This window comes from Paracoccus kondratievae (assembly GCF_009301415.1).
Taxonomy (GTDB): domain Bacteria; phylum Pseudomonadota; class Alphaproteobacteria; order Rhodobacterales; family Rhodobacteraceae; genus Paracoccus; species Paracoccus kondratievae.
The window spans coordinates 473,953-489,604 of the sequence record NZ_CP045072.1; the positions used below are offsets into that span (position 1 = coordinate 473,953).

Genomic DNA, 15,652 nt, shown 5'->3' on the forward strand with positions numbered 1-15,652 from the left:
GGTGATGAGTGCAAGAAAACGGACCAGTTTTGCCAGCATGATCCCGTTTCTGCGCGAAATGCGGGCAATCTGGCGAATTTGCAGGCAAGGCGGAATGCGCTTTCCCCGCGTGGCTTCGGCCATTATACGGTTTGCGGCATTCAATGACCGCAAGGGGATAGCACAATGGCCAATGTGGTGGTCGTCGGCGCGCAGTGGGGCGACGAAGGCAAGGGCAAGATCGTTGACTGGCTGTCGGAGCGCGCCGATGTGATCGCGCGCTTTCAGGGCGGCCACAATGCCGGCCACACGCTGGTCATTGGCAATCAGGTTTTCAAACTGTCGCTGCTGCCTTCGGGCATCGTGCGCAAGGGCAAGACGGCAGTGATCGGTAACGGCGTGGTGCTGGATCCCTGGTCCCTGTTCGCCGAGATCGACAAGCTTGCCGGTCAAGGCGTCGAGATCAGCCCCGAGAACCTGATGATCGCCGAGAACACTCCGCTGATCCTGCCGCTGCATCAGGACCTTGACAAGCTGCGCGAAGAGGCCGCTGGTGCCTCGAAGATCGGCACTACCGGTCGCGGCATCGGCCCGGCCTATGAGGACAAGGTTGGCCGTCGCAGCATCCGTGTCGCCGATCTGGGCGATGAGGAGACGCTGGATTCCCGCCTTGACCGCCTGCTGGCCCATCATGACGCGCTGCGTCAGGGCCTGGGCGCGGCCCCCATCGACCGGGCCGAGCTGCGCGCCAGGCTGCTTGAAATCGCGCCAAAGCTTTTGCAATACGCGCAGCCGGTCTGGAAGGTGATGAACGATGCCCGCAAATCGGGCAAACGCATCCTGTTCGAGGGTGCTCAGGGCAGCCTTCTCGACATCGACTTCGGCACCTATCCCTATGTCACCAGTTCGACCACCATGTCGGGCATGGCGGCCAGCGGCACCGGGCTTGGCCCCTCGGCGATCGGCTTTGTGCTGGGGATCGTCAAGGCCTATACGACGCGCGTCGGCGAAGGTCCCTTTCCGACCGAGCTGGAGGATGCCGACGGTCAGCGTCTGGGCGAGAGAGGCCATGAATTCGGCACCGTCACCGGCCGCAAACGCCGCTGCGGCTGGTTTGATGCGGTTCTGGTGCGCCAGACCTGCGCCATCTCGGGCGTGAACGGCATTGCGCTGACCAAGCTGGATGTGCTGGACGGTTTCGAAACGCTGAAGATCTGCACCGGCTATGACGTCGATGGCCAGCATTACGACCATCTGCCCACCGCTGCCGCCCTGCAGGCCCGCGCCAAGCCGATATACGAAGAGATGGAGGGCTGGGAGGAATCGACCCAAGGTGCGCGCAGCTGGGCTGATCTGCCCGCGAATGCGATCAAATACGTTCGCCGCATCGAAGAGCTGATCCAGTGCCCGGTGGCGCTGCTTTCGACCTCGCCCGAGCGGGACGATACCATCCTTGTGACCGATCCCTTCGCCGATTGAAAAGATGGATCTGAGGACGCGCAAACTCTGGTCTCTGGTCATCTTGCTGGTCGGGCTGCCGCTGTATATCGTCGTGGCGGTGACGCTGGTGAACTGGATGGACCGGACCTGGGGGCGCCAGCCGATCCTGATCGAGCTGGCGGTCTATGTGGGTCTGGGGATCCTCTGGGCCTTGCCCTTTCGCAAGGTCTTTACCGGCATCGGCAAGGACGAATGAACAGGCTGTCGAGCGCCTGTCCGGTCACGCTGATCGGCGGCGCGCCGGTCAGCCGTGCTGATCTGGATCAGGCACTGGCGGTTGCCCCGGTGGTCGCTGCCGCTGACAGCGGTGCTGATACCGCGCTGAGCCATGGGCTGATCCCGGCGGCGGTCTGGGGTGATTTCGACAGCATTTCGGCCCGTGCCCGTGCCGAAATCCCTGCCGAGAACCAGCATCCCGTCGCCGAGCAAGACAGCACCGATTTCGAAAAATGCCTGCAGCGCCTGGATGCGCCCTTTGTGGTCGCGGTCGGGTTTTCAGGTGCGCGTCAGGATCATTTCCTTGCGGCGCTGAGCGTGATCGCCCGCGGTATCGGCCCGCCGTGCCTGCTGATCGCGGGCGAGGATGTGATTGTGCGCCTGCCCTCACGACTGAGGCTGGATCTGCCGCCCGCGACGCGGGTGTCGCTTTTCCCGATGGGCCCGGCGCGGGGAACTTCACGCGGGCTCAGGTGGCCGATCGGGGGGGTGGAGTTCGCGCCCGGCACCCGGGTCGGGACCTCGAACCAGGCTGACGGAGCTGTCGAGCTTACCTGCGAGGGGCAGATGTTACTTATTCTGCCGCGCGAGTGCCTGCAAATACTTACGACCGCGCTTTAACAGGCTGCTGGCGCCGGACCAAGCCTTGCACACCCTTGGCAAAAGCGCCAACCTCGCAGGTGAAGGAGAGATATCATGCCAGTCAAGAACCGCTTTGCAGAACTCTTGCCGGAAATCACCGCGTGGCGCCGCGATTTCCATGAGAACCCCGAGTTGGATTACGCTGTGCATCGCACCGCGGGCCGGGTCGCGGAACTGCTGCGCAGCTTTGGTCTGGACGAGGTGGTCGAAGGGATCGGCCGTACCGGCGTCGTCGGCGTCATCAAGGGGCGCAGCAACACGAGCGGTCGTGTGATCGGCCTGCGCGCGGATATGGATGCGCTGCCGATTCATGAAAAAACCGGGGCGGAATATGCCTCAAAAACGCCTGGTGTCATGCATGCCTGCGGGCATGACGGCCATACCGCCATGCTGCTGGGTGCCGCGAAATACCTGGCCGAGACGCGCAATTTCGACGGTACCGCCGTGGTTATCTTCCAGCCCGCCGAAGAGGGTGGTGCTGGCGGTCTTGCCATGGTTCAGGATGGTCTGGTTGATCGCTGGGGCATTCAGGAATTTTATGGCATGCACAATATGCCCGGCTATCCGGTCGGCGCTTTTGCCATTCGTGAAGGTGCGATGATGGCTGCCGCCGATCAGTTCGAGATCACGGTTACCGGCAAGGGTGGCCACGCAGCCAAGCCGCATGAGGCGATTGATACGACTCTGGTCGCGGCGCACATCATCGTGGCTTTGCAATCCATCGTGTCGCGCAATGTCGATCCGCTGAAAAGTGGCGTGGTCTCGGTTTGTGTCGTCCAGACCGACTCGATGGCGCATAACGTTATCCCGCAGGTGGTCATGCTGAAAGGCACGGCCCGTACCCTTGATCCCGAGGTGCGCGACCAGATCGAGGAGCGGGTGCGGGAGGTTGCTGCCCACACCGCCGCCGCCTTTGGCGCACGTGCCGAGGTGGAGTATGAGCGCGGCTATCCGATTACCATGAACCACCCCGAGGCTACAGGCCATGCAGCCGAAGTTGCGCGGCAGATCGCGGGCGATGTGAATATGGACATGCTGCCGCTGATGGCAGGCGAAGATTTCAGCTATATGCTGAACGAACGCCCGGGGGCCTATATCTTTCTGGGCAATGGGGACACTGCCATGGTCCATCACCCCGCCTATGATTTTGACGACAATGCCATCCCGGCCGGGTCAAGCTGGTATGCCGGCATGGCCGAGGCGCGGATGCCGATTCAAGGGTAACTGTCGTGCCGGGGGCCGTCTGCCCCCGGACCCCCGAGGATATTTGATCACGAAAGAAGAAGGGGGCCTTTGGACCCCCTTTGCCGTTCAGAAGTGGATGGCGCGGCCATAGGCCGATAGTGTGGCCTCGTGCATCATCTCCGAGAGCGTCGGGTGCGGGAAAACCGTCTCCATCAGCTCAGCCTCGGTCGTTTCGAGCGTGCGGCCGACGACGTAGCCCTGGATCAGCTCGGTCACCTCGGCGCCAACCATATGGGCGCCCAGAAGCTCGCCGGTCCTGGCGTCGAAAACTGTCTTGATGAGGCCCTCGGGTTCGCCAAGGGCGATAGCCTTGCCGTTGCCGATGAAGGGGAAGCGGCCGACCTTGACTTCGTAGCCTGCGGCCTTGGCCTTTTCCTCGGTCAGGCCCACACTGGCGATCTGCGGGTTGCAATAGGTGCAGCCGGGGATTGAGTTCGGCTTGATCGGGTGGGGGTGGCCGCCCGCGATAAGCTCGGCCACCATCACGCCCTCGTGGCTGGCTTTATGTGCAAGCCACGGCGCGCCCGCCACGTCGCCGATGGCGTAAAGCCCCTCGACACCGGTGCGGCAATATTCGTCGGTGACGACATGGGTCCGGTCGATTTTGCCCCCCAGCTTTTCCAGCCCCAGGTTTTCGACATTGCCCACGATGCCGACTGCCGAGATGACCGTATCGAACTCCTGCGTCTCGGTCTTGCCGCCGGTCTCGATATGGGCGGTGACCTTGCCTTTGGCGCGGTCGAGTTTCTTGACCGTCGCCTTTTCCATGATCTTCATGCCTTGCTTGATGAACTGCTTTTTGGCGAGCGCCGAGATTTCGGCATCCTCGACCGGCAGAACGCGGTCCATTACCTCGACCACCGTGGTGTCTGCGCCTAGCGTGTTGAAGAAGCTGGCAAATTCAATGCCGATTGCGCCTGAGCCGATGACCAGAAGCTTTTTCGGCATGCGCGGCGGTTGCAGTGCGTGTTTGTAGTTCCAGACCAGATCGCCGTCGGGTTCGAGTCCCGGCAGCTCGCGGGCGCGGGCGCCGGTCGCCAGAACGATGGATTTTGCGATAACTTCTTCGGTCCCCTTGTCGGTCTTGACGCTGATCTTGCCGGGGGCGGTCAGTGAGGCCTCGCCCATGATCACAGTGACCTTGTTCTTTTTCAGCAGGTGGCCGACACCGCCGGCAAGCTGTTTGGCCACGCCGCGCGAACGCTGCACCACCGCGCTGAGATCATAGCCGATCCTGTCCGCCGAGAGCCCGAATTCCTTGGCGCGATGCATGAGGTGAAAGACCTCGGCCGAACGCAGAAGCGCCTTGGTCGGGATACAGCCCCAGTTCAGGCAGATGCCGCCCAGATGCTCGCGCTCGATGCAGGCCACTTTCAGCCCCAGCTGCGCGCCGCGAATGGCGCAGACATAGCCGCCAGGGCCGGAACCGATCACCACCATGTCGAAGCTCTGCGCCATGGATGTCCCCCTATCAGAAAAGATAGTTCAGCGTTAAACCATTTTTTAAACGTCAGCAAGCGACAGCTTGCCCGAGACAAGCGCGCCGTAGCCGCCCGCCTCCATCACGCGGATTTCCGCCTCTGTCGGGGTTCGTCCGAGCGCGGCGTTTCGCCATGGAAAGCGGCCGAACTTTGCGATCGTATCGCGATGCAGTTCGGCGTGGCGCAGGTTCTCGCCGGGCATGAATTCGCGGAACAGCTCAACCGCGCGGTGCTGATTGATCAATTCCTCGGAGTGCTCAAATGGCAGGTAGAAGAACTGTCGTGCCGGCGGCTGGATCTGCAGGTCGAAGCCTTGGGCGATGGCCGCATCCGCTGTCTTGAGCGCCAGGGCGTCGGTTGCAAATGCGCGCGGGTCCTCGCGAAACATGTTGCGCGGGAACTGGTCGGTCAGGATCAGGGCAGCCAAGGCACCCTCGGGCGTCGTGGTCCAGTCCGGGACCAGATCGGCGGCCGTTTCCCATAGCGAAAGAAAGCGCGTGCGGATGGTATCGTCCAGGGCATCCGAGCGGGCGTACCAGCCTTTATCGCCCACCTCGTCAATCCAGAAGCGGTTGATCTCTTGAGGGGTCGCGGTGTTGGTCATGGCCTTGCTCTCCGGTTTTCAGGGATGGTTGCAAAGCCGGGCGCTGGCCGCAACCCCGTCAGTCAGCTTTGTCGCTGTCGTCAGAACTTGCGGTCTCAAGCGCTGCCTCGACCGCGACGGGGGTGGCCGAGGGTGCGATGATGGCAAAGCTTTGATCCTGCATCGGGGTCGGGCGGCGGGTGCGGCGCCAGCCCGCATAGAAGGTCAGGGCGGCAAGGAGCAGGCCGATATAGACCCAGAACCCGTCCGGTCCCAGCATTGCCATCAGCCAGCCGGTAATCAGCGGTCCGGCCATTGCGCCGATGCCGTTGATAAAAAGAAGCCCGGCCGAGGCCGCTGCCATATCGCTGTTGTCCAGAAAATCGTTCGTATAGGCAAGAAGCAACGAATAGACCGGATTGGCGACGCCCCCGATCAACGCTGCCGCGATCAGCAGGCCCCAGATTCCCGGTTGCAGCGCCACGGTAGCAATACTGACCGCCGCGCCAAGGGCCGAGAGGCCAAGCACGATAAAGCGCCGGTCGCCATGGTCAGAAAGCCAGCCGATGGGATATTGCAGCAGCAGCCCGCCGATATAGATGGCGGCAACGAAGGCCGAGATTTCGCGTACCGTCAGGCCCTTGGTCGAGCCCCAGACCGAGGCCATTCCGAACAGCGCCGAGAATACCCCGCCCATAAGAAAGATACCGATGCAGCCCAGCGGAGAGACGCGAAACAGGCTGCCAAAGCTCATCCGTTTCAGCGTCGAAAATTGCGGCGCGGGTTGGGTGGACAGCAGGATCGGCAGGAACGAGACGCTGACCAGAACCGAGGGGATTACGAACAGCAGGTATCCCGCCGGGTCGGCAGCATTCATCAGAAGCTGGGCCGAGATGATTCCCAGCATCTGCATGATCATATAGGCCGACATGGCCTGGCCGCGGTTCTCGTTGGTGGTCCCGGCGTTCAGCCAGCTTTCCGCGGTGATATACACCCCCGAGAAGCAGAATCCGATCAACAGACGCATCAGTGCCCATGCGATCCAATGCGGCGCTGCGGCATAAAGGATCAGCACCGAAGAGATCATTGAGCCAAGCGCGGCAAAGACCCGCACATGGCCGACATTGCGGATCAGTTCGGGCACCACGCGTGAGCCAAGCAGGAAGCCGCCGAAATAGGCCGACATCACAACTGACATTTCAGTGGTTGATATCCCCTCGATATTGCCGCGAATACCGAGAAGGGTGCCCTGCATACCATTCCCGACCATCAGCAGCAGGATGCCCAGAAGCAACGGCCAGGTGGTGCGCAGGACGGTCAGCATCACGGATCCTTTGGTATCAGTAACGAGGCATCGCCGTAGCTAAAGAAGCGATAGCCCGATTCCACGGCATGGCGATAGATCCCCCGTATGCGGTCCTGCCCCATCAGGGCACTGACAAGCATCAGGAGGGTCGATTTCGGCAGGTGAAAATTGGTCATCAGCGCATCCGTCACACGGAAGCGATAACCCGGATAGATGAAGATTTCGGTAACGCCCTGAAACGGCTGGACGTGGCCTGTTTCATCGGCGGCGGTCTCGATCAGGCGCAGCGCCGTGGTGCCGACCGGGATCACCCGTCCGCCGGCATTGTGGGTGTCGTTGATCGCGGCGGCGGCCTGGGCCGTGACCTCGCCCCATTCGCCGTGCATCTTGTGGGTGGTGACGTCTTCGACCTTGACGGGCAGGAAGGTTCCCGCGCCGACATGCAGCGTGACATGGGCAAAGCGCACACCTTTGGCCTGCAGTTTTTCAAGCAGCTCACGGTCGAAATGCAGGCTGGCGGTCGGGGCGGCAACCGCGCCTGAATGACGGGCCCAGACGGTCTGGTAATCCTCGCGGTCCGCTTCGTCCGGGGCGCGCAGCGAGGCGATATAGGGTGGCAGCGGCATCGCGCCGACTTGTGCGAGTGCCTCGTCAAACGCCTCGCCCGAGGCGTCAAAGCGCAGGGTCAGCTCTCCGCCCTCGATCCCGGCGACCTCGGCGGACAGGGTCTCGCCAAAGCGGATCACCTCGCCTTGCTTCAGCTTGCGCAGGGGCTTGGCAAGCGCCTTCCATCCCTTTGCCCCAGGTTCCAGCAGCGTGACCTCGATTTTGGCAATCGCCTCGCCTTGCGGGGTCTGGCGCGTGCGCTGGCCGGTCAAGCGCGCCGGAATGACTTTGGTGTCGTTCAGCACAAGCAAGTCGCCCGGCTGCAAAAGGTCGGTCAGATCGCGCACATGCAGATCACGAATCGAATCACCCTGCGCCAGCAGCAGGCGTGCCGAAGTGCGCGGCCTTGCCGGGCGCGTCGCGATCAGGGTCTCGGGCAGGTGAAAGTCGAAATCGTCCAGCTTCATGGGCTTAGCTTGTGTCCGGGGTATCGGGGGGCGTCAAGCCGGGGCACTATCACAAAGAGAAAAACTCAGGCTTTACTTATCTGAGGAAATAGGTAAGTTTTCGAAGACCCGAGGTGAGTAAATGATCGTCTGTCACTGCACCCAGATTTCGGACCACGATATCAAAGCCGCTATCGACTGGATGCGTGCGGCTGACCCGCAGACTATCATCACCCCCGGCAAGATCTACCACGCCCTTGGCAAGCGCGCTGATTGCGGCGGTTGTATGCCTTTGTTTCTGGACACCATGCGCGGATGCGATAATCTGGCCGTGCCTCCTATCCTGAGGGGGCTGAAGGTTAATCGCACAGGGGTAAGCCATGAAGGGCGACGCAAAGGTCATCGAGTATCTCAACGCAGCGCTGCGGTCTGAACTTACCGCCGTCAGCCAGTACTGGCTGCATTATCGTCTGCAAGAGGACTGGGGCTATGGTAAGATCGCCGACAAGTCCCGCGCGGAATCCATTGAGGAAATGCATCACGCTGATCGCCTGATTCAGCGAATCATCTTTCTTGAAGGCCATCCGAATCTGCAAAAGCTTGATCCGCTTCGGATTGGTCAGAACCTCAAGGAAACGCTGGAATCCGATCTGGCTGCCGAACATGACGCCCGCACTCTTTATATCGAGGCGCGGCAGTATTGCGACAAAGTCGGTGACTACGTCAGCAGAAGCCTTTTCGACGAGCTGCTGGCGGACGAAGAAGGGCATATCGATTTTCTGGAAACCCAACTTGGTCTTTACGAAGAGATCGGGGCACAGAATTACGGTCAGCTCAACGCCAAGCCCGCCAGCGAGGCGGAATAAGCGTCAGTGTAATCTCACGGAAAATCTGTGGATCAGGGGGCCAATATGGCCCCTTTTTCCGTTTGCGGGACTAGTCCAGCCACTCGGCGGCAAGCGGCGGCAGGTCGTCGAAATGCGCAAGCAGCGCCTCGGGGGCAAGGCGGCGCAGTCCCTCGCCCTCGGGGCCAAAGGCGACCAGCGCCACCCGGACGCCAGCCGCAGCGGCGGTCTTGCGGTCGGTTTCGGTATCGCCAACCAGGAAGGAGCGCGCCACCTCGCCGCCCGAGGCCTCGACCGCTGCGGCATAAGGGCGTGGGTCGGGCTTGCGCACAGGCAGCGTATCGGCGCCGATCAGAGCGGCGAAACGATCACGGATACCAAGTTCGCGCAGCAGGGTTTCGGCCAGCGCGACGGGTTTGTTGGTGCAGACCGCGAGCTGGCGCCCAGCGGCTGCCAGACGGTCCAGAGCAGCCTCGGTTCCCGGATAAAGCCGGGTATGGACCGCGATCGCATCGCCGTAATGGGTCAGCAGGCGAGGATAATCCTCATCCTCGGCGCCGGGCGGCAACAGCATATCGGCAGGCAGCCTTGCGTAACCGGCGCGCAGCATCGCGCGCCCGCCGTGGAAGGCGATCAGCGCATCGCGGACCGGGTCCAGCAGTGCCCCAAGGCCGCGCGCCTGAAAACAGGCATTGGCCGCGGCGATCAGATCGCCCGAGGTATCGGCCAGCGTTCCGTCCAGATCAAAGACCACCGTTCCTGCCATGCTGTAACCTTCCGTCAAAATGTGTGATCTGTCAGGGCCTTTCGCGCCTCACGTCCTCTAGGTAGAACGCTGCGGAGGGATAAGGAACAGGCAAGAGGCAGAGATGACCGATAAACCCGTAGCCCTGATCGTCCTTGCTGCCGGGCAGGGCAGCCGGATGCAATCGGATCTGCCCAAGGTTCTGCACCGGTTGGGAGGTGTACCGCTGGTCGGTCATGCGCTGGCCGCTGGCCGGACGCTTGAACCCCAGGCGGTGGTCGTTGTTGCCGGTCACGGTGCCGAAGCTGTTCGCAAGGCGGTTACGCGTCTTGAGCCCGAGGCAAGTATCGCGCTGCAAGAAGAACAACTCGGCACGGCTCATGCCGTCAGCCAGGCCATGCCGCTGCTTGACGGGTTCGATGGCAGGGTGATCGTCCTTTACGGCGACACGCCCTTCATCGGAGAGGAAACATTGTCGCGACTGGCCTCGCATCCCGCCGATGTGGTGGTGCTGGGGTTCGAAGCTGCAGATCCCGGGCGCTATGGCCGCCTGGTTACCGGTCCTGAGGGGCTGGAGCGTATCGTCGAATACAAGGACGCCGATGAAGCTACGCGGGCGATCCGGCTGGTCAACTCGGGCGTTCTGGCGGCGGATGCGGCGCTATTGCGTGAATTCCTGCCCCGTATCGGCAATCAGAACGCAGCCGGTGAATATTACCTGACCGACATTCCGGAACTGGCCCGCGCCGCCAGCCATCGGGTCGAGGTGGTCACCTGTGATGAGGCAGAGACTTTGGGCATCAACACCCGCGCCGAACTGGCCCGGGCCGAGGCGGTGTTTCAGACCCGCGCGCGCGCGCAGGCGATGGAGAGCGGCGTGACCCTGATTGATCCCGACACGGTCTGGTTCGCACTTGATACGTACGTCGGCCGCGATGCCATCATCGGTCAGAACGTTGTTTTTGGCCCCGGCGTGACGATCGAAAGCGGGGCCGAGATCCTGCCATTTTGCCACCTCGAAGGTTGCCATGTCAGCGCAGGTGCCACGGTTGGCCCCTTTGCGCGGCTGAGGCCCGGCGCGGAGCTGGGTGGCGATGTGCACGTTGGCAACTTCGTCGAGATCAAGAACTCGATGCTCGACGAAGGGGTCAAGGTCGGTCATCTGACCTATCTGGGCGATGCCCATGTCGGCGAAGGTACGAATATCGGTGCCGGCACCGTGACCTGCAATTATGACGGCGTTTCCAAGCATCGGACTGAAATCGGGGCCAATGCCTTCATCGGCTCGGATACGATGCTGGTCGCACCGGTGCGGGTAGGGGCTCGGGCGATGACCGGCTCGGGTTCGGTCATTACGCAGGATGTGCCGGATGACGCTCTGGCGCTGGGCCGCGCCCGGCAAGTGATGAAACCGGGTCTTGCCGCGCGACTGATGCAGGCCCTGCGGCAAAAGAAGGGAAATTGATCCATGTGTGGCATTATCGGAATTCTGGGCAACCATCAGGTCTCGCCCCAACTGGTCGAGGCACTGAAGAGGCTGGAGTATCGCGGCTATGATAGTGCCGGCGTCGCCACCGTGGATGACGACGGTCGGCTGGATCGGCGGCGCGCGGTCGGCAAGCTGGTGAACCTGTCGGACCGCCTGGTTCATCTGCCGCTGCCCGGTCATGCCGGCATTGGCCACACGCGCTGGGCCACCCATGGCGCCGCGACCGAGGCAAACGCGCACCCCCATCTTAGCGGCCCGGTTGCGGTGGTTCATAACGGCATCATTGAGAATTTTCGTGAACTGCGCGATGAGGTGACGCGGCTTGGGCTTCAGCCGGAATCCGAAACTGACACCGAAACCGTGGTGCTGCTGACTGCCTGGCATCTGGGGCAGGGCCTTGACCCGATCGAGGCCGCGCGCGCCACCCTCGCACGGCTGCACGGTGCTTTTGCTCTGGCCTTTCTGTTTGAGGGCGAGACCGATCTGATGATCGGGGCGCGCAAGGGTAGCCCGCTTGCCGTCGGCCATGGCAAGGGTGAGATGTTTCTTGGCTCGGACGCCATCGCGCTTGCGCCCTTTACCGACCGGATCACCTATCTTGAGGATGGCGATCACGTCATCATCCGCCGCTCGGGGGCCGAGATCTTTGATGCCGAGGGTCGGCCTGCCAATCGCGAAATCCAGCAGATCGACGTCGGCGCGACCCAGATCGACAAAGGCGGCTACCGCCATTTCATGGCCAAAGAGGTCGCCGAACAGCCTGTCGTGCTGGCCGATGCTTTGAACCACTATATCAAGGGCGACCGGATCATGTTGCCCGAGGCACTGGATTTCAGTGCCGTTGACCGCCTGACGCTCGTCGCCTGTGGCACGGCCTCTTATGCCGCGCATGTAGCGCGCTATTGGTTTGAAAGCCTCGCCGGTCTGCCTTGCGATCTGGATGTAGCGTCCGAATTCCGCTATCGCGAACCGCCGCTTTCGCCGGAAAGCTGGGCGATCTTTGTCAGCCAGTCGGGTGAAACCGCCGATACGCTGGCCGCACTGCATTATGCGCGCGGCAAGGTTGCGCAGACCGTGGGTGTGGTGAACGTCGGTACCTCGGCTATCGCGCGCGACGCCGATATTGCCTTGCCGACGCTGGCGGGGATTGAGGTCGGCGTAGCCTCTTCCAAGGCTTTTACCTGCCAGCTTGCGGTCTTGGCGATCCTGGCGCTCAAGGCGGCAGTGGATCGCGGGCGGATGACCGAGGCTGAGCTGGCTGGCCATCTCGCTGACCTGCGGGCTTTGCCGGGGCTGTTGCAGCAGGCGCTTGGAATCAGTGACGAATGCCGCCGCCTTGCTGGCTGGCTCTCTGAGGCACAGGACGTGCTGTATCTCGGCCGCGGCCCGCTTTATCCCGTGGCGCTCGAAGGGGCGCTGAAGCTCAAGGAGCTCAGCTATATCCATGCCGAAGGTTACGCCTCGGGTGAGCTCAAGCATGGGCCGATCGCGCTGATCGACCGTAACGTGCCGGTGGTGGTGCTGGCACCGCGTGACGGGCTTTTCGATAAGACTGTCTCGAACATGCAAGAGGTAATGGCGCGTCATGGTCAGGTGCTGCTGATCTCGGACGCAGAGGGGATTTCCGCCGCCGGCCACGGCGTGCGCGCGAGCCTTGCCATGCCCGAGGGCGGCGGGCTGTTTCAGCCGATCCTATATGCGGTCCCGATGCAGTATCTTGCCTATCACACGGCGGTCGCCAAGGGGACCGATGTGGACCAGCCGCGCAATCTCGCAAAATCGGTGACGGTCGAGTAAAGGGCAGCAGGGACCATTTTAGCGCAGGGAAAGATGCGGGAACTGGACGAGCTGAAGGCATTGGGCGACCCCGGAAAGGCGGCCGGGATGGCCGCCTATCACAAGGCGCCCCGTCCCTATCTGGGCGTCGCCGTCCCTGTGATCGACGAACTGGCGCGGGGGTGGCGTGCAGGGCTGGATCTGCCTGGTCGGATAGAACTCGCCCGTCACCTTTGGGACAGCAATGTGCATGAGGCACGGATCGCAGCGGCAAAGCTGCTGACCCAGGCCCGTATTCGCCCCGATGACGAGGTCTGGCGGCTGATTGCCAGCTGGGTGCCGCAGTTCGACGCCTGGGCCATCGCCGATCACGCTATGAAAGCGGGTTCCCGCCGGCTGATCTCTGATCCGGCGCGCCTGGATGAGGTCGAGACATGGCTCGAAGCCCCCGGTTTCTGGGTCCGGCGCGCAGCGCTTGTCGGGACTTTGCCCTGGACGTCGATCCGGAATCCCAAAGCGGACGATCTGGCCCGTCGTGATAGGGTGCTGACCTGGCTGGAAAAGCTTGCTGATGACCGGGAGTGGTTCATTCAGAAAGCTATCGGCTGGTGGCTGCGCGATCATTCGAAACACGATCCGCAGTGCGTCCGCGACTGGCTCGCGGCCAATGGGGGGCGGCTGAAACCCTTTGCTCGGCGTGAGGCGGGGCGCTGGCTGCCCGAAAATCGCAACAGCCACCCTTAGGCGTCAGTTCCCGTAAACCTCGATGGTGGGCAGATCGGTCAGGCTGACGCCGATCAGTTGTAGCGCGGGCAGCGAAACCTGACTGCCGCCACTGGCCGGACCACCAAGCGGGATCAGCCGCACTTTCGCGGATTTGCCGTTTTCGGGGTTTACGATACGGCCATCAGCTTCGGATTTCGCCAGCGGTGTCTTGATCCAGAAGCCCGGCTGCGACGGGTCGCCAAGCGAGGCGACCGTGGCACCCAGCCGACGCTCGGCCGCTGCGGGCGGGGCTGCGGCGGCTGCCTTTTGCTCACGTGTCGTGGTGTCGAACTCTGCCGCGGTGCGCGCTGCGGGCGAGGGGCGGGCAGCTGTAGTGATGGTCTTGCCCGGCGTGCGCGGCGCCGTTCCGGTCAGATCGGGGCCCGCAATTACCGGCTGGCCGGTCGCGGGGTCGATCACCTCGGCCTTAGGCGCGTTTTGTGTTTGCGATGGCTGGGTGCAGGCAGTCAGCACCAGCAGCGCCAGCGCGCCCGAAAACAGCATGATCGGCCTGGTCATCGGCAGTTCCTCGTCCTCATTGTCCGAAGAGAAGGCTAGCCCCGCGCGACCCTGCATGTCCACCCGAGCTTCAACTCGTGGTTATGACAATATTAACGGATCGGCTGGCTTGTGCCGATGCAAGCCCAGCCTTATCTTTAAGCAATGGACGCTCAGGCCCCGCTGACAGACCCTTTTGCCAGGCCGATCACCTATCTTCGGGTGTCGGTGACGGATCGTTGCGATTTTCGCTGCACTTATTGCATGGCCGAGCATATGCAGTTCCTGCCCAAGCGCGATCTGCTGACGCTTGAAGAGCTGGATCGCCTCTGTTCCGCCTTTGTCGGGCTTGGTGTGCGCAAGCTGCGGGTTACGGGTGGTGAGCCGCTGGTGCGGCGCAATATCATGGAATTCTTTCGTGCCATGTCGCGCCATTTGGGGGCGGGGCTTGATGAGATGACACTGACCACCAACGGCAGCCAGTTGGCGCGTTTCGCCGACGAACTGGCCGAATGCGGGGTCCGGCGGGTCAACGTTTCGCTTGATACGCTGGACAAGGACCGCTTTTCACAGATCACCCGCTGGGGCAGATTGCCGCAGGTGCTGGAGGGGATCGAGGCCGCGAAAGCGGCGGGCCTTCGCGTCAAGATCAACACGGTGGCGCTAAAAGGCTTTAATGAAGATGAGCTTTTCCCGCTGATAGATTGGTGTGCCGAACATGACCACGACCTGACCTTCATTGAGGTCATGCCGATGGGTGAGATGGGTGATGCGCAGCGGCTGGACCAGTATTGGGCGTTGTCGGAGCTGCGTGACCGGCTGGCCACGCGTTTTACGCTGACGCCTCTGGCCGAACGCACCGGGGGGCCGGCGCGCTATGTCCGCCTTGAAGAGAGCGGGCAAAAGGTCGGTTTCATCACGCCGCTGACCCATAATTTCTGCGAAAGCTGCAACCGTGTCCGGGTCACCTGCACGGGCGAGCTGTTCATGTGTCTTGGACAAGAAGACCGGGCGGATCTGCGTGCACCCCTGCGCGCCAGCGCAGAGGACGATGCGTTGCGCACCGCCATTCGCGAAGCGATTGCGCGCAAGCCTAAAGGTCATGATTTCGACTATTCCCGGCGACATGTGTCGGGCCGGGTCAGCCGCTATATGAGCCATACGGGCGGTTAGTAGCTGGCTCCGTCCACCGCCTGGCTGGCCAGCGCGCGCGGGTTGATTCCATCGAGGCAATTCACATTTACCGCCACCACATCGCTTCCATCGGGCCCCTTGCCAAAGGCATAGGCCTCGACTCCGCAGGTTGGGCAGAAGCGGTGGTGGATCTGCTGGCGATTGAACAGATACTCTGTCACCGGCCCGTCGTTGACCAGATGAAAGTCCTCCCTGGAAACAAAGGTCAGGACAAACCCCATCCGTTTGCAGCGTGAGCAATTGCATGTGAAGGTCCGTTCCAGATCGGCATCGACCTTATAGCTAATCGCACCGCACTGGCATCCTCCCGTGTAATGCTGACGGGTCATGGTCGCC

17 protein-coding genes are annotated in these 15,652 nt (G+C 62.3%); 10 read left to right on the forward strand and 7 right to left on the reverse strand.

The window, feature by feature from the left end; all coding sequences use genetic code 11:
• Positions 1–165 precede the first annotated feature (165 nt).
• From F8A10_RS02420 to F8A10_RS02435, 4 genes are all read left to right on the forward strand, one after another.
• The gene (locus F8A10_RS02420) at positions 166–1,458 is read left to right on the forward strand and encodes an adenylosuccinate synthase (protein ID WP_010392988.1); all 1,293 of its coding nucleotides are present in this window, start codon (positions 166–168) and stop codon (positions 1,456–1,458) included.
• Between the two features lie 4 nt (positions 1,459–1,462).
• On the forward strand, positions 1,463–1,675 hold the full coding sequence (locus tag F8A10_RS02425; protein WP_010392987.1) for a DUF2842 domain-containing protein: 213 nt from the start codon (positions 1,463–1,465) through the stop codon (positions 1,673–1,675).
• Entirely contained in the window at positions 1,672–2,316 is a 645-nt protein-coding gene (locus tag F8A10_RS02430; protein WP_010392986.1) for a thiamine diphosphokinase, read from the forward strand. The genes F8A10_RS02425 and F8A10_RS02430 overlap by 4 nt, the downstream gene beginning before the upstream one ends.
• Before the next feature lie 75 nt (positions 2,317–2,391).
• Positions 2,392–3,561 carry a M20 aminoacylase family protein gene (locus F8A10_RS02435; RefSeq protein ID WP_152366610.1) on the forward strand — a complete coding sequence of 390 codons (1,170 nt, stop codon included), beginning with the start codon at positions 2,392–2,394 and terminating at the stop codon, positions 3,559–3,561.
• A gap of 87 nt (positions 3,562–3,648) precedes the next feature.
• Here F8A10_RS02435 and lpdA read toward each other — a convergent pair whose 3' ends face one another.
• Genes lpdA through queA form a run of 4 tightly spaced genes read right to left on the reverse strand, consistent with a single transcriptional unit; the run spans position 3,649 to position 8,025 of the window.
• The gene (lpdA, locus tag F8A10_RS02440) at positions 3,649–5,040 is read right to left on the reverse strand and encodes a dihydrolipoyl dehydrogenase (protein WP_152366611.1); all 1,392 of its coding nucleotides are present in this window, start codon (positions 5,038–5,040) and stop codon (positions 3,649–3,651) included.
• Positions 5,041–5,085: 45 nt separating this feature from the next.
• Positions 5,086–5,667 carry a DUF924 family protein gene (locus tag F8A10_RS02445; protein WP_010392982.1) on the reverse strand — a complete coding sequence of 194 codons (582 nt, stop codon included), beginning with the start codon at positions 5,665–5,667 and terminating at the stop codon, positions 5,086–5,088.
• A gap of 58 nt (positions 5,668–5,725) precedes the next feature.
• Positions 5,726–6,970, reverse strand: a complete 1,245-nt coding sequence (locus tag F8A10_RS02450) for an MFS transporter (RefSeq protein ID WP_010392981.1) — start codon at positions 6,968–6,970, stop codon at positions 5,726–5,728.
• Positions 6,970–8,025 (reverse strand): tRNA preQ1(34) S-adenosylmethionine ribosyltransferase-isomerase QueA, encoded by a 1,056-nt coding sequence (gene queA, locus F8A10_RS02455; RefSeq protein WP_010392980.1) that lies wholly within the window; start codon positions 8,023–8,025, stop codon positions 6,970–6,972. Before queA ends, F8A10_RS02450 begins: the two co-directional genes overlap by 1 nt.
• Before the next feature lie 121 nt (positions 8,026–8,146).
• Between queA and F8A10_RS02460 the strand changes: the two genes are divergently transcribed.
• Positions 8,147–8,437, forward strand: coding sequence for a (2Fe-2S)-binding protein (locus F8A10_RS02460; RefSeq protein ID WP_010392978.1), 291 nt, complete (start codon positions 8,147–8,149; stop codon positions 8,435–8,437).
• Positions 8,385–8,870, forward strand: coding sequence for a bacterioferritin (bfr, locus tag F8A10_RS02465; RefSeq protein ID WP_010392976.1), 486 nt, complete (start codon positions 8,385–8,387; stop codon positions 8,868–8,870). Before F8A10_RS02460 ends, bfr begins: the two co-directional genes overlap by 53 nt.
• A gap of 70 nt (positions 8,871–8,940) precedes the next feature.
• On the opposite strand, the gene F8A10_RS02470 is transcribed toward bfr, so the two are convergent.
• Complete coding sequence (locus tag F8A10_RS02470) at positions 8,941–9,615, reverse strand: HAD-IA family hydrolase (protein ID WP_152366612.1); 675 nt, start codon at positions 9,613–9,615, stop codon at positions 8,941–8,943.
• Between the two features lie 103 nt (positions 9,616–9,718).
• On the opposite strand from F8A10_RS02470, the gene glmU reads away from it, so the two are divergent.
• From glmU to F8A10_RS02485, 3 genes are read left to right on the forward strand one after another with little or no spacing between them, the layout of a single operon-like run.
• Positions 9,719–11,059 carry a bifunctional UDP-N-acetylglucosamine diphosphorylase/glucosamine-1-phosphate N-acetyltransferase GlmU gene (gene glmU / locus F8A10_RS02475; RefSeq protein ID WP_152366613.1) on the forward strand — a complete coding sequence of 447 codons (1,341 nt, stop codon included), beginning with the start codon at positions 9,719–9,721 and terminating at the stop codon, positions 11,057–11,059.
• A 3-nt stretch (positions 11,060–11,062) separates the two neighbouring features.
• Positions 11,063–12,880: a glutamine--fructose-6-phosphate transaminase (isomerizing) gene (gene glmS, locus F8A10_RS02480; protein WP_010392968.1), complete on the forward strand. Its 1,818-nt coding sequence runs from the start codon at positions 11,063–11,065 to the stop codon at positions 12,878–12,880.
• A gap of 33 nt (positions 12,881–12,913) precedes the next feature.
• Positions 12,914–13,603 (forward strand): DNA alkylation repair protein, encoded by a 690-nt coding sequence (locus tag F8A10_RS02485; protein WP_010392966.1) that lies wholly within the window; start codon positions 12,914–12,916, stop codon positions 13,601–13,603.
• Between the two features lie 3 nt (positions 13,604–13,606).
• Here the strand turns inward: F8A10_RS02485 and F8A10_RS02490 are convergent, their stop codons facing one another.
• Positions 13,607–14,143, reverse strand: a complete 537-nt coding sequence (locus F8A10_RS02490) for a hypothetical protein (protein WP_040601670.1) — start codon at positions 14,141–14,143, stop codon at positions 13,607–13,609.
• 144 nt (positions 14,144–14,287) lie between these two features.
• Between F8A10_RS02490 and moaA the strand changes: the two genes are divergently transcribed.
• Positions 14,288–15,295, forward strand: a complete 1,008-nt coding sequence (gene moaA, locus F8A10_RS02495; RefSeq protein WP_152366614.1) for a GTP 3',8-cyclase MoaA — start codon at positions 14,288–14,290, stop codon at positions 15,293–15,295.
• Here moaA and F8A10_RS02500 read toward each other — a convergent pair.
• The gene (locus tag F8A10_RS02500) at positions 15,292–15,645 is read right to left on the reverse strand and encodes a GFA family protein (RefSeq protein WP_085501281.1); all 354 of its coding nucleotides are present in this window, start codon (positions 15,643–15,645) and stop codon (positions 15,292–15,294) included. The genes moaA and F8A10_RS02500 overlap by 4 nt on opposite strands.
• Positions 15,646–15,652: the final 7 nt, after the last annotated feature.

Coding starts and splice junctions, on each gene's coding strand:
- F8A10_RS02490 (WP_040601670.1), bottom strand. CDS start 14,143: ATGACCAGGCCGATCATGCTGTTTTCGGGCGCGCTGGCGCTGCTGGTG.
- F8A10_RS02450 (WP_010392981.1), bottom strand. CDS start 6,970: ATGCTGACCGTCCTGCGCACCACCTGGCCGTTGCTTCTGGGCATCCTG.
- glmU (WP_152366613.1), top strand. CDS start 9,719: ATGACCGATAAACCCGTAGCCCTGATCGTCCTTGCTGCCGGGCAGGGC.
- queA (WP_010392980.1), bottom strand. CDS start 8,025: ATGAAGCTGGACGATTTCGACTTTCACCTGCCCGAGACCCTGATCGCG.
- F8A10_RS02420 (WP_010392988.1), top strand. CDS start 166: ATGGCCAATGTGGTGGTCGTCGGCGCGCAGTGGGGCGACGAAGGCAAG.
- glmS (WP_010392968.1), top strand. CDS start 11,063: ATGTGTGGCATTATCGGAATTCTGGGCAACCATCAGGTCTCGCCCCAA.
- F8A10_RS02430 (WP_010392986.1), top strand. CDS start 1,672: ATGAACAGGCTGTCGAGCGCCTGTCCGGTCACGCTGATCGGCGGCGCG.
- moaA (WP_152366614.1), top strand. CDS start 14,288: ATGGACGCTCAGGCCCCGCTGACAGACCCTTTTGCCAGGCCGATCACC.
- F8A10_RS02470 (WP_152366612.1), bottom strand. CDS start 9,615: ATGGCAGGAACGGTGGTCTTTGATCTGGACGGAACGCTGGCCGATACC.
- F8A10_RS02425 (WP_010392987.1), top strand. CDS start 1,463: ATGGATCTGAGGACGCGCAAACTCTGGTCTCTGGTCATCTTGCTGGTC.
- F8A10_RS02445 (WP_010392982.1), bottom strand. CDS start 5,667: ATGACCAACACCGCGACCCCTCAAGAGATCAACCGCTTCTGGATTGAC.
- lpdA (WP_152366611.1), bottom strand. CDS start 5,040: ATGGCGCAGAGCTTCGACATGGTGGTGATCGGTTCCGGCCCTGGCGGC.
- F8A10_RS02435 (WP_152366610.1), top strand. CDS start 2,392: ATGCCAGTCAAGAACCGCTTTGCAGAACTCTTGCCGGAAATCACCGCG.
- F8A10_RS02460 (WP_010392978.1), top strand. CDS start 8,147: ATGATCGTCTGTCACTGCACCCAGATTTCGGACCACGATATCAAAGCC.
- F8A10_RS02485 (WP_010392966.1), top strand. CDS start 12,914: ATGCGGGAACTGGACGAGCTGAAGGCATTGGGCGACCCCGGAAAGGCG.
- F8A10_RS02500 (WP_085501281.1), bottom strand. CDS start 15,645: ATGACCCGTCAGCATTACACGGGAGGATGCCAGTGCGGTGCGATTAGC.
- bfr (WP_010392976.1), top strand. CDS start 8,385: ATGAAGGGCGACGCAAAGGTCATCGAGTATCTCAACGCAGCGCTGCGG.